Consider the following 13,619-nt stretch of genomic DNA (forward strand, 5'->3'; position numbering starts at 1 on the left):
ACCGGAGCACGTCATTTCCATGCGCACCCACAAGAATCAAAGACCCGGTGCCAAGGGCCACCTTTTGGGAAAAGGCGCTACCTTGGGCCACCGGGTCTTCGCGCCGGCGCGGGGGACGGGCGCGGGCGGGAATAGGACCGTTAGCGGCCAGTCCTATTCCATAGCGAATGCTGCTTACTTGGCTGGGGCAGGCACCACCACCGGTGCTACCGCTTCGGGTATCGGCAAGAGACAGCCGTAGAATCCGCCGAAGCCATAGGCCCCGGTGCTGCCGGGCATGCAGAAGGAGAAGGGACCGCCGCCGTTTCGATCGCGTTGATTCAGATTGATCACCCGCTCCGGCGTGGGCTCCGGCTTGGGCGGCTTGGGCGGCTTCGGGTGATGCCCGTGATGGCCATGGTTTCCATTGCCATTTCCGTTGCCGTTGCCATTCCCGGAATTGCCGTTGCCGTTGTTGTTACCGTTGCCGTTTCCGGAATTGCCGTTCCCGTTATCGTTGCCGTTACCGTTTCCGGAATTTCCGTTGCCGTTGCCGTTGCCGTTGCCATTTCCGGAATTGCCATTGCCGTTGTTGTTACCGTTGCCGTTTCCGGAATTGCCGTTGCCATTCCCGTTGCCGTTGTCGTTGCCGAGATTGCCATTTCCATTGCCGTTACCGTTGCCGCTCCCGCTGCTGCTCCCGTGGCCTTCACCGCCAGCGGAATGGACAGCCGTGAGGAGTGGGGCAGACAAGAACAACGTCGTCACCAGAACAACTGGCAAGCGTTGTATGGCGATAGGAACTCTATACATCTTCGCCTCCTGCAATTTTCGCGGCGATTACTCACCTATTTCCGTTATTGTTACCGTTATTGCTACCAACGTTGCCGTTGCCATTGCGGGAACCACCATTGTGGGTGCCGTTGTGGTCACCGACATTGCCGTTGCCGTTATGCGACCCGCCGTTGTTCCAGCTGCCGTTGCTCGAACCGATGTTGCCGTTGCCATTGTGAGAGCCGCGGTTCTTGCTACCGTTCCAAGAGCCGATATTGCCGTTGCCGTCGTTCGACCCGAAGTTCCAGCTGCCGTTGTTGGAGCCAACGTTGCCGTTACCGTTCTTCGAACCACGGTTCTTGGAGCCGTTCCACGAGCCGACATTACGGTTGCCGTTGTTCGAGCCCGCGTTCCAGCTGCCATTGTTGGAGCCTGCGTTCCAACTGCCGTTGGAAGAGCCGTTGTTGTAGCTACCGTTCAGGCCGCCGACGTTGCCATTGCCGTTGGACGAGCCGTTGTTGTAGCTGCCATTCACGCCGCCGACGTTTCCGTTGCCGTTGTTCGACCCGTTGTTGTAGCTGCCGTTCATGCCGCCGACATTGCCGCTACCGTTGTTCGACCCGTTGTTGAAGCTACCGTTGTAGGCGCCGACATTGTTGTTGCCGTTGTTGGCGCCGGTATTGCCGACGCCGTTCATGGCACCGACGTTGCCGTTACCGCCATTGAACGCGCCGATATTGCCGGAGCCGGTATTGCCGTAGCCCCAATTGGCCCCGCCTTGGGGCCCGCCCACCCTGGCGGCCTCGGCCATCACGCCCGACACATCGACCGCCGAGGCGGTTCCAATGGACGCCAGGCAGGCGGCAGCGACAGTTAGGCTGACAAAAGATGCTTTCACATAATTCATGACACACTCCTGAGGCTGAGCGCAGCGGCAGGCCACTGCGTCACTGCATAGAATTTTGGCTGAACGTGTTCGGGGCCGCCGTCACACCGAACCAGAGGCGGCGACCCCGATCGCAGGCTGATTAGTTGTCCTCGCCGTTGTAGTTGCCGTTGTACCAGCCGCGATTCATGTTGCCGTTGTAGTTGCCGTTCCAGGAACCGCGGTTCCGGTTGCCGTTCCACCAACCGTTGTACCAGCCCGAGTTGGCATTGCCGTTGGCGTTGCCATTGCCGTCGCCCCAATTGTCGATGCCGTTCTTGTTGCCGTTCCACGACCCGGAATTGCTGTTGCCGTTGCCGTTGCCGTTGCCACTGCCCCAGTTTCCGTTGCCGTTGCCGTTGCCGTTGTGCGACCCGGAATTGCCGTTACCGTTGCCGTTGCCGTTGCCACTGCCCGAGTTGCCGTTGCCGTTCCCGTTGCCGTTATGCGACCCGGAATTGCCGTTACCGTTACCGTTGCCGTTGCCGCTGCCCGAGTTGCCGTTGCCGTTTCCGTTGCCGTTATGCGACCCGGAATTGGCGTTACCGTTGCCGTTACCGTTTCCGTCGCCGTGATTGCCGTTGCCGTTATTGTTGCCGTTGTCGGAACCGGAATTGGCGTTGCCGTTGTTGTTGCCGTTGTTGCTGCCAACGTTGCCGTTGCCATTGCCGTTGCCGTTACCGCTACCGCCATTGCCGCCGCCACCGCCAGCAGCGGCGAGGGCAGTCATGGCGACAAGCGCAGTCGCTGCGAGTAGGATCTTTCTCATGACGGATTCCCTTCAGTGTCAGTTAATTGAGAGGATTCTCAATAGATAAATTGCCCTACAAAGCCAGAGTTACTGGAGCTTCGTCCGCAATTCTGCCATCGTTGCTTCTAAGCAGATGAATAACAATTCGGGATAAATACGTTTATCTGTCAGGCAGAGGACGAATTCATACTTCGTCGCAGCGCCGACCGGTCAGGGAAAAACCTGACAAGGGGGATCAAAGATAATGGAATGGAAGAATGCGGTTTGTCCCGCATTCAATTGTGGAACTCCTGAGCTATAATCGGGTTATCCAGAAATCAGGTGCTTTTGAGCGAAAAGTTGTTTGGATCAAGCAGGGGCGGAGGGTCCTAGGAACACGGGCGGTCGGCGGGGACCGCGACGCATTCCATGATCGCCCCACGGCATCGGAGCCATCGATATATGGCTTCGCCTAGGAAAGAGGGTGCTTGTAATGTCGGAGACATTCCGCTTTCCCGACCTGCGCGGCATGGATCCTGCACGGAACCTCGGCGGCCGGCAGAAGCTGATCGCCAGCCTGACCTTGACCATCGGTTTCACCGTCCTCATCAGCAAGGTTCTCTGGGTCAGCTTCCTGTCGCCGACCTATCAGCGCTATGGGGAGGAAGATTGGCTGCTGATCTTCGCCCTGTCGCTGATCGTCATGCTGGTCTTTGCCCTGGTTCGCTCGGCGGGCCGGGTGGCAGCGGCGGAAGCCGAGTGGCAGGACGTGCAGCGCGCCCTGCAGGAAAGCCAGGCGAGGCTTCATGCCGTCGTGCGCAGCCTGCCAGTCGGCGTCGCGGTCGCCGAGGCCTCGAGCCGCCGCGTCGTGCTCAGCAATGACCAGTTCCGCCACCTCTGGCGCGTCAGCGACAGCGAGCAGGTGAGCATCGCCAGCGGCGCCGACCTCGGCTATCGCCCGGACGGCCGCGCCTACGAGACCAAGGACTGGCCGCTGGCCCGCGCGCTCGAACACGGCGAAGTCACGCTCGACAAGGAAATCTGGATAAAGCGCGGCGACGGCACGCGCGGCTGCGTCTCGACCAATGCGGCCCCGATCCGGGACGAGAATGGCGAGATCAGTGCGGCCGTCATCGCGCTCACCGACATCACGGACCGCAAGGCTGCAGAAGCCGAGCGCGACCGGCTCACACGCCGGCTGCTCAAGGCACAGGAGGAAGAACGCCTGCGCATCGCCCGGGAACTGCATGACGAGCTGGGCCAGGATCTGACGGCACTGTCACTCGGCCTGAAGAGCCTGGAGCCCGTGCTGCAGGAACAGGCAATGTTGACGAAATTGGCCGAGCTGCGGTCGATAGTCGAGCATATGAGCGTCGAGGTCCACAGCACGGCCTCTTCGTTGCGCCCGACCTCGCTGACGGATCTCGGCCTGCGCCAGGCGCTGGACTGCCTAGTCGCCTCCTGGGCCGAGCGGCTGGGCATCGCCGCCGACGCGCATCTCGAAGCGCTCGACGAGCGGCTGAGCGACGAGGGACAGGTCGTCATCTATCGCGTCGTCCAGGAGGCCCTCACCAACATAGCCAAGCACTCCGGCGCGAATTCCGTCAGCGTCACCGCCCAGTGGGCAGACGGCATCGTAAGGGTGACCGTCGAGGACGACGGTCGTGGCTTCGACCCGGCTGAACCGGCGGCCAATGATGACAAGCAACTGAGCCGTCTCGGCCTTTCAGGCATGCGCGAGCGCCTGGCGCTCGTCGGCGGCTATCTGAGTGTCGAAACGGCACCCGGACAGGGCACCACTGTTTATGCGGCACTCCCGACCTCCCCATCGTTCCAACTTTGAGCTAGCCAATGACTCAGTCGCAACAAAAACGTGTCTTTCTGGTCGACGACCACCCCGTGGTTCTGGCCGGCGTGAAAGCAATGGTCGAAGCCCAGCGCGATCTCAAGGTCGTCGGCTTGGCAGGTGAAGCCGACAGCGCCATGCGGGGCATCGAGGAAACCGGCCCGCATATAGCAGTGGTCGACGTGTCCTTGCCGGGAACCAACGGCGTCCTACTCATCGAACGCCTGCGCCAGCGCTTTCCGGCACTGGCGGCCCTGGCGCTGACGGTGCATGAGGAGTCGGCCTATGTTCACCAATTGCTGCAGGCCGGCGCGCGCGGCTTCATCCTCAAACGGTCCGCCGCCGAAGAGCTGATCCACGCTATCCGCTCGGTCCTTGCCGGCGGCATCTATATCGACCCGGTGATGGCGGCCAAGATCCTCAGCACGCCCAAGACCCCGATCGCCAACACGGAGTCGCTGAGCGATCGCGAAGTCTCGGTCATCAAGCTGGTGGCGAAGGGCTATAGCAACAAGGAGGTCTCGGCGCAGCTGTCGCTCAGCGTCAAGACGATCGAGACCTACCGGGCCAGGGCCGCCGAAAAGCTTGGCCTGCGCACCCGGGCGGCGCTCGTCCGCTATGCGACGCTGGAAGGCTGGATGGTCGAGTAGCCGCCGCCATCCTCATTCGCCGTCATTTCGCGGCAGCTGCGCGGTTTGCCTTTTTGGAGGCTGTGGCGGCACTTTCGGCTCTTTTTGCGGCGCGCTCGCAGAGCGACCGGAATTCCTCAACCTCCTCCTCGGCAAGATGTTCGATGCCGATGAAGCGGTTTTGCCCCGCGCCGACCCGGATGAGCTCGTCGAGCTTGGCTTGAATGGCGGCACTGTCGCGGTTCTGAGTGTTCTGGATCAGGAACACCATCAGGAAGGTGACGATGGTGGTGCCGGTGTTGATGATGAGCTGCCAGGTATCGGAGAAACCGAGCAACGGCCCTGTCGCCGCCCAGACCACGATCACAAGGCAGCACACGATGAAGGTCGCCGGCATGCCCGCTGTGTGCGCGACCTTGTTGGCAACGGAGGAGAAAAATCTGTTCGATGTCATTGCCGGCGATTCCGAAAGAATACGCGCGCCAGCGGATGCCGCAGGCTGTCCGATAAAAACGGAGCGACCACCTAATCGTTCCTGAGGGGAATTTGGCGGCAAGAATCGGATTTTCAATCGGAGAGCGGAGTGCAAGGATTCTGGCAGGTACCGATACGACAGCATACGAGGAGACCTGCCCATGAATGCCCCACCAAAACCGATCCTCGCCGATCAGACGACCAGGTCCGCCGAAGACCGTATCGCTGCCCAGGACTGGGCCGCGCTCGCCACCGAGCTGGACAATTTTGGCTGCGCCGTCATCGAAGGGTTGCTGACGCCCGAGGAGTGCGCGGAAATCGCTTCCCTTTACCCGCATGAGGAGCATTTCCGCAGTCACATCCACATGGCGCGGCATGGCTTCGGAAAGGGAGAGTACCGCTATTTCAGATATCCCCTGCCCGACCTGATCGCCGGGGTGAGGACTGCGCTATATCCCCGCCTGGCACCAATCGCCAATGGCTGGAACGAGCGCATGGGGGTAGATGCCCGTTATCCGCAAAGCCATGCCGATTTCCTGAAACTTTGCCATGACGCCGGCCAGAGCCGCCCCACGCCGCTGCTGCTGCAATATGTGCCGGGCGACTTCAACTGCCTGCACCAGGACCTCTACGGCGATCTGGCCTTTCCCTTGCAGGTGGCCATTTTGCTCTCCGAGCCGGGTCGCGATTTCACCGGCGGCGAATTCGTGCTGACCGAGCAGCGCCCGCGCATGCAGAGCCGTGCCGAAGTCGTCCCGCTCAGGCAGGGCGATGCGGTCGCATTTTCCGTGCACAACCGGCCCGTCAATGGCACCAGAGGCGCCTATAGGGTCAACCTGCGCCACGGCGTCAGTCGCCTGCGCTCGGGCCGGCGGCATACGCTCGGCATCATCTTCCATGACGCCAAATAGGATGCGAATGACAACCAGCAGCCAAGCCACAAGACAGGTTGCGCTGGTCCTCGAGACGCTGGACACACCGCTGGGCGGCTTCATGGTCGCGACCGATCGGGATGGCCTGTTGCGGGCCTCAGAGTTCGCCGATCGCCGGCACCGTCTGGACCGGTCGCTCGGCCTGCGTTTCGCCCGCGGCGACTTCGAACTCGTGGAAGGCGCAACGCCGCCGAATATCAGCTCGGCGCTCCGGGACTATTTCGGCGGCGACGCCGGCGCCATAGACCGCATTCCCGTCGTCCTCGACGGCACGGAGTTCCAGAACAAAGTCTGGAACGCGCTACGCACGGTGGAAGCAGGCAACCCGATCCCCTATTCGACGCTTGCCGCCCGCATCGGCAAGCCCGAGGCGGTGCGGGCGGTCGGCACGGCCAACGGCGCCAATCCATTCTCCGTCATCATTCCCTGCCATCGGCTGGTGGGCGCCAATGGCGCATTGACCGGCTATGGCGGCGGCATCGAGCGCAAGCGCTGGCTGATTGATCACGAGGCATCGAGACAACGCCTGCGCTGACCGATCAGCCTCAACCCTCGCCCGTTCACGACCCCGTCGCGGCCATGTCGACCGGCTGGGCTGGTGCGACGCGGAAAGGCCGAAGCGTCTGGCCACGCGGATCCCGTGCCAGATGCAGGGTACGCGTAAAGAAGTGCCCGTTGGTCCCGCGACCGATATTGATGATGGCGGCGTCGGCCAGGTAGCTCTCGAGCAGCGCGAAGATACGGTGACGCGCATCGCTTTCCAGCATGTCCAGCGCTTCGTCGATCACCACCCAATCCGGCTTGTGCAGGGCCAGCCGGGCGAAGGAAATCAGGCGCTGTTCGCTGTCGACAAGTTCCCGGTCCCAGCGCGCTGTGCGGTCGAGGGACTCAATCAGTCTGCCCAACCCCGAATCCACCAGAATCGCCGTCAGGTCGGCCTGCGTGAACGTTTCGGAGCTTCGCGGATAGCACAAAACCTCGCGCAGCGTGCCCGGCGGCAGATAGGGCGTGCGCGGCACGAAGATCGGCGGCTTGCCCGACGGCAGGCCGATGCGCCCGTTGCCCCAAGGCCAGAGCCCTGCGACCGCGCGGAAGAACAGCGTCTTCCCCACTCCCGGGTCGCCGGTGACCAGCACCCGTTCGCCGGGCAATATCTCAACATGCTTGTCGACCAGCCTCGTGCAGCCGCTGGGCGAGGCGACCTCAAGACCGTCGAACGTCATGCGTTCGCCATCCAGCGGCACCAGCTCGATGCGCTTTTCCATATCGTGCAGATCGTCGGTCTTGAGCAGACCCATCCGGAAGGCCGTAACGCGCAGCAGAGTGGCGCGCCAGTCCGCGATGTTGCTGATGTTGTCGATGAACCAGCGCAGCGAAGCATGAACCTGGTTGAAGGCTCCGACCGCCATCATCAGCCCACCGAAACTTATATCCCCGTGAAAGTAGACCGGAGAGGCAACGATGATCGGCGCGATCACCGTAAGCCAGCCATAGCTCGCGGTGACCCAGGTAAGCCGCGTGGTCGCCACAACGATGTTGCGCAATGCCGACAGCACGCTCCCGAGATCGAACTCCAGCCGCCGCTTCTCATCCGCTTCGCCTGCCGCAAGCGATATCGCGTCGATGTGTTCGTTGACACGCATCAGAGAGAAACGCAGGTCGGCCTCGCGCGCATAGCGGTCGCCATTGAGCTTGATCAGCGGGCGGCCGACCAGCCAGCTCAGCCACGAGCCTGTCCCTGCATAGATGATCGCCGCCCAGACCATATAGCCCGGGATGGTGATCGCCTTGCCGGCCACATGAAAGGAAAATCCGCCGGAGAGCGACCACAGCACGCCGATGAAGCTCAATAGCAGAACCGAGGCCTGGAACAGGCCGACGCCGAGGTCGGTGGAAAGCTCGCTGAGGTGGCGAGCATCCTCGTGCAGGCGCTGGTCCGGATTGACGCCGATAGCCCCGGCATTGGCCAGGCGAAAGGCGCGGCGCGGGCGCATCCACTCGGTGATCAGATCGAGCGTCAGCCCTTCACGCAGCTTCAGCCGAAGCATCTGGTTGAGCCATGTCTGCGCGACGTTGAGCAGCAGAAGGAAAACCGCGATGTAAGCGAAGACCGAAAGCTGGTGGAAGAACTCGTGCAGGTCCCGCCGTTCCAGCGCGTCGTAGAAAGGCCGGTTCCATGTGACGAGCAGGACCTGTCCATACGCCGTCGCGGTGACGACGATGATCATTCCCGCCATCAAGCCGAACAAGACGTAGCGGACGGGCGAAGCCATGAAAGCTCGCCACATCATCATCAATTGCCGGGCAAGGCTTTCTTCGATGCCGGCGGGCGGTTGGGTTTTCGACTTGCCTTGTGCCTGATCCGCCATCGGTGCAGATCCTTTCCTCGCAGCATGCACTAAGGAAATATAGTGCGTCGCAAGGCGGCCCCTTTACCAGCCCCTCTTAAGCAAATGTCTGGTAGCGTGTCGTGATCTGGACGGGGAAGGTCATGGCGCGGAAACTTGTACGTCACCACGCCTGAAGGAATGGCCTCGCCCCGCAAAAGGCGAGGGCCATGATGCACGAATTACTCGTGGATCGTGTAGTCGCCGAGATCGCAAAGGTTCTGAGTGTCGGTCGTCGTGGTGAGATCGGAGTCCTCGGTGAACTCGAAACGCATGTCGTAGTTGCAGACCGAGCGGCCGTCGGAGATGGTCACAGTGGCGCTTTCGCCCGGATTGAGCACGTCGCGGCCCAGAACGTCGGCCTCCCAATTGTCGACGCCGGTCGGCGACGTATAGAACTCGGTCAGCACCGAACTCGTACCGTTGGTCAGCGTGAAGACCAGATCTTCGGCCTTGGCGGAAACTGCCGAGGCCAGACAGACCGCCACAGCGCCGGCAGCAATTGCACGAACGTTAAATGTCATGGAAATGTTCACCCCTGCCCGTAATTGGGCCGGATTTCGATAACAGCAGTGCGTGAACATGGGAATATGACGGGACTAGGCGCCCTGAAATATTTGAACCCGCTTGGTAAACTGGCGGCATTCGCGACCGCCATCCGCAGGCGACCGGTTCAGACCGCCCTCTCCCCACAGGCCGCCTGCCTCCCCGTGATGTGCTCGATCCAGATGCGATAGAAGAGATGGTCGGAATGGCTGGATAGCAGCGGCTGATCCGGCGTCAGGGCGCCCGGCTCCCACCAGTTGGCATGCTGCTGCAGCAGCGACCAGCCATAGTGCCGATCGCGCGGGCCGGTTAGTTCCTCGTAGACACCGTCGACCACCACGCTGCGCCAGCCCAGATGCTTCGAGCAGTCGTCGATCTGCACGCAGACACGCGGGTTCTCGCGCATCCACAACAGCTTCTTTCCGGGCATGGAAAAGCTGTAGAGGTGATGGCCGTCGAAGGCGTAATAGATCGGAACGACATAGGGCTGGTCATTGTAGGAACAGGCCAGCCTGCCCAGCCGGCATGCCCAAAGCAGGGCCGTGCAATCGGCTCGTGTCATTTCCTTCACGAACATGGGCGCGCTCGGGTACTCACCCCTCCCCGCGCTGCAAATCTAATACGCCGACATGCGCCGAGCAAACGTCTCGCTATGGCAAATGGTCGAACGCTCGAACTGGACAGGCGTCCGACTCGGTTCCTGCGTCGCGCCGCCGAGGCGGTAAATCCACTCACTGATTGTTCGGGTCATCCAATTGAAATACCACGATATTCCTCGTTTACAATTAAGTAATATCTTATGCATAGGCTGCCGTCATTAAATATTGACGTATTAAGTTCGGAGCATTCCTCCGATGTATTTTTTATAAAGCTAAAGTATCAAATTTTATAAGGTAGTCGGCCAGCGATACGCTCTGGGCCAAAGCTTCTCATCTGACTCTAGTTTCATCATAGGAAGTCGTCTCCGGCCTCGCGTCGGGCGTCTTTATTTCACAACCCGCATGTTCACACGGTGCGAAGCTAAAGGCTTTTCACCGCGCAGCCGGACTTTTCCCGGCGGCGACGGCCTGCAGGAACGCGACATTTCTAATTACGTATTTTTAAGGAAATCCGATGAGTTCCATCCCATTCGATGCAGTTTCCGCGCCGCAGGTCAGCACCCGGTCGCAGAAACGGAGTCTCTCGCTCGCCAATCTCAGCATCATGCGCAAATTGGTCCTGGCCTTTTCGGTCATCATGATCATCAGCGTCGCGGTGGCGCTTCTCATGTCGAGATCCCTCTCGACCGTCGAACATGCGAGTGCTGAATTCGAGGCGGCAAGCCGTCTGCTGACGCATCTGGGCAAGGCGGAAGCCCTGCATCTCGACCGCGTGAACCTTGCTGGGCAATACACGCTCGCGCAGAAGCCCGACGTGCTCAAGCTCTATCGCGAGACCACGCAGCTCTTCGAAGAGCAGATCGCAAATGCGAAGACTGAGGCCAAGGACAATCAGGCACTCGTCTCGGTCATCGAAAAGTTCCACATGACGGCGCGGCAATGGCGGCTCGATGCCGGCGACCCGATGGTCGAGCTTGCCAGCAATCCTGAAACCGTGTTCCAGGCCCGCGAGCTTGCGGTGTCCGATCGCGCAGCGCAGGCGCAGCAGGCCGTGCGCCCGGCGGTTGTCGAGGTGCAGAAGCAGGTCTCCAACTGGCTCGAAGGCATCCGCACGCTCAAGGACGATGCGCTGACCTCAGCCGATCATCTCCAGGTCGCCGGTGGGGTTATCACGGTCGCCGCTCTTGCCCTTATCGCCTGGATCCTGTCGCGCCAGATCGCGAAGCCGGTGAGCCAGATGACGGGGGCGATGCGCAACCTCGCCGCCGGCGACCATAACATCATCATCCCCGCGGTCGGCCGCCGCGACGAGGTCGGCCAGATGGCGACCGCGGTGCAGAGCTTCAAGGACGCGGCGATCGAGAAGCTGCGCCTCGAAACCGAGGCCGAGGACAGCCGCCGCCGCGCCGAGGCCGAGCGCGCCGCACGCGAGGCCGCCAAGGCCGAGGAAGACCGCCAGGACCAAGTGGCGATCTCAGCCCTTGGCGAGGGGCTCGACCGGCTGTCGAGCGGCGATTTGGTGTTCCGCATCGACGCGCCGTTTCCTGACAAGCTCGTCAAGCTGCGTTCCGACTTCAATGAATCTGTGGAGAAGCTGCAGCAGACGATGCTCAGCATCACCACTTCGGTGAAGGCGATCCATGCCGGCAGCGGCGAGATCTCGTCGGCCGCCGACGATTTGTCGCGGCGCACCGAGCAGCAGGCGGCGAGCCTCGAGGAAACCGCCGCCGCGCTCGACCAGATCACCGCAACGGTGAAGAAGACCGCCGAGGGCGCCAGCCACGCCCGCGAGGTGGTGTCGTCGGCCAAGGGCGACGCCGAGACGTCCGGCACCGTGGTGCGCCAGGCGATCGCGGCAATGGGCACGATCGAGAAGTCGTCCGAGCAGATCGGCCGCATCATCGGCGTCATCGACGAGATCGCCTTCCAGACCAACCTCCTGGCGCTCAACGCCGGCGTCGAGGCGGCGCGCGCCGGCGACGCCGGGCGCGGCTTTGCCGTCGTCGCCTCCGAGGTGCGGGCGCTGGCGCAGCGCTCGGCGGAAGCGGCGCGCGAGATCAAGAACCTGATCTCGGCCTCGTCGACCCAGGTCGGCGAGGGCGTCAAGCTGGTCGACGCCACCGGCAAGGCACTGGAGCGCATCGTCGTCCAGGTCGCCGAGATCAACGCCGTGGTCACCAACATCGCGGCATCAGCGCAGGAGCAGTCGGCAGGCCTCGATCAGGTCAACACGGCGGTCAACCAGATGGACCAGGTGACGCAACAGAACGCGGTGATGGTCGAGGAATCGACCGCCGCCAGCCACTCGCTGGCGCAGGAGACCGAAGAACTGTCTCGGCAGATCAGCAGCTTCCGACTGGGTAAGCTGGCGACTGTCGAAACGATCCGCCCGGCGACTACAAAGCCCGCGCAACGTGGCAAGCCCGAGCTTCGGGTTGCCAGTGGCGGTTATGGCGCAGCCGCCCGCGCCGCCACCCCGGCCGCCGACGGCTGGCAGGAGTTCTAGGATCGGTTTCCGCCCACAAGCCGGGGCCAGATACCGAAGGTTGTAGTGCCGTTACGGCATCATTCCAAAGCGTGCGCTCCGGTAGGTTGCGCAGACAGGAGGTGAGACAACCACAGATACGAAGTTCCGCCCTTCAGGATCGGGCAGGTGCTATCTATGTGTAAACTAACGGGAATATTAGGGGTCTTTACGTTTCAGTAATGCGCGGTGTGCTTACCCTTGAGTCATGTCAGGGGCAGGTCACGACAGGAGTGATCGAACATAAGCGCATCGATGAGCGGAACAGGCTGACGAAGCCGAAAACTCATCACGGAATATAGCAGGTACTGAAACGCCGCCGGCGGATCCGCCTCCTTGACGAGGCATGCCGGCAATTTCGAAGCCCCCAACTTCCCTTTTACAACCCGCAAAGTTGCCCAAGGTGCAAAGGCGCAGGCCCTTCACCGCACGACAGAACGCGCCCCAACGGCCGCTTTGCGGGAGCACCCCCGAATCCTAATCCGATGCCAAGGAAACAACCGATGAGTTCCCTCCCATTCGACGCGGCAGCGCCTGCGCCCCACCTCCAAGCCCCGGGGCGGAGACGAGGCTTTTCGCTCACCAATCTCAACATCACGCGCAAGCTGGCGCTGGGTTTCTCGGTTGTGATCCTGATCAGCGTCGTGGTGTCATTCCTGGTGATGCGGTCCGTCGTCACGATGGAAGCCGCCGGGAAGGACTATGAGATCGCCAACCGCCTGCTGACCAATATCGGCAAGGCGGAGGCCGTGAACATCGATCGGATGAACCTCGCGCGTCTCTATTTGCTGTCGCTGCGGGACGATATCCAGAAGCGCTATTACGCAACGACCAAAGACTTCGACAGAGCGATCGACGCTGCGAAGAAGGACGCTGCCGGCGATCAGCTGCTCCAGGACTCCATCGAAAATATTCGCACCATGGCACGTCAGTGGACCTCCGAATACGGCGATCCGGGGATCGAATTCGCGTCAAAACCAGATACCTATGCTCGAGGACGCGAGCTGATCACCTCCTCGGCAGGGTCGGAAAAGGTAGCCATGGCACGCTCGGCGATTGCAGAGGTGCAGGCCAAGATCGCTAGCTGGCTGGATGACGTCGCGGTGCAGAAGAACGACGCCGCATCTGTCGTCAAGGATGTCCAGCTTGGCGGTTCGATCGGTATCGTCGCTATCCTCGTTGTGATTGGCTGGTGGCTGTCGTTGCAGATTGCGCGGCCGGTGAGCCGGATGACCGAGGCGATGCGCAAGCTGGCGGCGGGCGAGCACACGGTG

At 61.7% G+C, this 13,619-nt stretch carries 13 protein-coding genes; 6 read left to right on the forward strand and 7 right to left on the reverse strand.

The genetic code is table 11. The features are described 5' to 3' along the window. Positions 1 to 174 precede the first annotated feature (174 nt). The 3 genes from M2281_RS28860 to M2281_RS28870 form a co-directional block, all read right to left on the reverse strand. Positions 175 to 807: a hypothetical protein gene (locus M2281_RS28860; RefSeq protein ID WP_280824650.1), complete on the reverse strand. Its 633-nt coding sequence runs from the start codon at positions 805 to 807 to the stop codon at positions 175 to 177. Positions 808 to 823: 16 nt separating this feature from the next. Beyond that, complete coding sequence (locus tag M2281_RS28865; RefSeq protein ID WP_280824651.1) at positions 824 to 1,660, reverse strand: hypothetical protein; 837 nt, start codon at positions 1,658 to 1,660, stop codon at positions 824 to 826. 121 nt (positions 1,661 to 1,781) lie between these two features. Next, on the reverse strand, positions 1,782 to 2,447 hold the full coding sequence (locus M2281_RS28870; protein WP_280824652.1) for a hypothetical protein: 666 nt from the start codon (positions 2,445 to 2,447) through the stop codon (positions 1,782 to 1,784). Between the two features lie 454 nt (positions 2,448 to 2,901). On the opposite strand from M2281_RS28870, the gene M2281_RS28875 reads away from it, so the two are divergent. Together M2281_RS28875 and M2281_RS28880 are read left to right on the forward strand one after the other, a co-directional pair. Beyond that, positions 2,902 to 4,251 (forward strand): PAS domain-containing sensor histidine kinase, encoded by a 1,350-nt coding sequence (locus tag M2281_RS28875; RefSeq protein ID WP_280824653.1) that lies wholly within the window; start codon positions 2,902 to 2,904, stop codon positions 4,249 to 4,251. Positions 4,252 to 4,259: 8 nt separating this feature from the next. Beyond that, positions 4,260 to 4,904, forward strand: a complete 645-nt coding sequence (locus M2281_RS28880; protein ID WP_280824654.1) for a response regulator transcription factor — start codon at positions 4,260 to 4,262, stop codon at positions 4,902 to 4,904. A 22-nt stretch (positions 4,905 to 4,926) separates the two neighbouring features. Here M2281_RS28880 and M2281_RS28885 read toward each other — a convergent pair whose 3' ends face one another. Continuing rightward, the gene (locus M2281_RS28885) at positions 4,927 to 5,337 is read right to left on the reverse strand and encodes a low affinity iron permease family protein (RefSeq protein ID WP_280824665.1); all 411 of its coding nucleotides are present in this window, start codon (positions 5,335 to 5,337) and stop codon (positions 4,927 to 4,929) included. 181 nt (positions 5,338 to 5,518) lie between these two features. Here M2281_RS28885 and M2281_RS28890 point away from each other — a divergent pair, with 181 nt between their 5' ends. After that, complete coding sequence (locus M2281_RS28890) at positions 5,519 to 6,268, forward strand: 2OG-Fe(II) oxygenase (RefSeq protein ID WP_280824655.1); 750 nt, start codon at positions 5,519 to 5,521, stop codon at positions 6,266 to 6,268. Between the two features lie 7 nt (positions 6,269 to 6,275). Further along, a complete protein-coding gene (locus M2281_RS28895; protein ID WP_280824656.1) occupies positions 6,276 to 6,824 on the forward strand; it encodes a methylated-DNA--[protein]-cysteine S-methyltransferase in 549 nt (182 codons plus the stop codon). A 25-nt stretch (positions 6,825 to 6,849) separates the two neighbouring features. Here M2281_RS28895 and M2281_RS28900 read toward each other — a convergent pair whose 3' ends face one another. The 3 genes from M2281_RS28900 to M2281_RS28910 form a co-directional block, all read right to left on the reverse strand. After that, positions 6,850 to 8,658 carry an ABC transporter ATP-binding protein/permease gene (locus M2281_RS28900; protein WP_280824657.1) on the reverse strand — a complete coding sequence of 603 codons (1,809 nt, stop codon included), beginning with the start codon at positions 8,656 to 8,658 and terminating at the stop codon, positions 6,850 to 6,852. 200 nt (positions 8,659 to 8,858) lie between these two features. After that, complete coding sequence (locus M2281_RS28905; protein WP_280824658.1) at positions 8,859 to 9,200, reverse strand: hypothetical protein; 342 nt, start codon at positions 9,198 to 9,200, stop codon at positions 8,859 to 8,861. Positions 9,201 to 9,349: 149 nt separating this feature from the next. Then, positions 9,350 to 9,799, reverse strand: a complete 450-nt coding sequence (locus tag M2281_RS28910; protein WP_280824659.1) for a pyridoxamine 5'-phosphate oxidase family protein — start codon at positions 9,797 to 9,799, stop codon at positions 9,350 to 9,352. A 536-nt stretch (positions 9,800 to 10,335) separates the two neighbouring features. Here M2281_RS28910 and M2281_RS28915 point away from each other — a divergent pair. Beyond that, positions 10,336 to 12,327, forward strand: coding sequence for a methyl-accepting chemotaxis protein (locus M2281_RS28915; protein WP_280824660.1), 1,992 nt, complete (start codon positions 10,336 to 10,338; stop codon positions 12,325 to 12,327). A gap of 644 nt (positions 12,328 to 12,971) precedes the next feature. Further along, the coding region (locus tag M2281_RS28920; protein ID WP_280824661.1) for a CHASE3 domain-containing protein at positions 12,972 to 13,619 on the forward strand (648 nt) is incomplete at its 3' end.

Origin of the sequence: Pseudaminobacter soli (ex Li et al. 2025) (assembly GCF_029892515.1) — a bacterium.
GTDB classification, from domain to species: Bacteria; Pseudomonadota; Alphaproteobacteria; order Rhizobiales; family Rhizobiaceae; genus Pseudaminobacter; species Pseudaminobacter soli_A.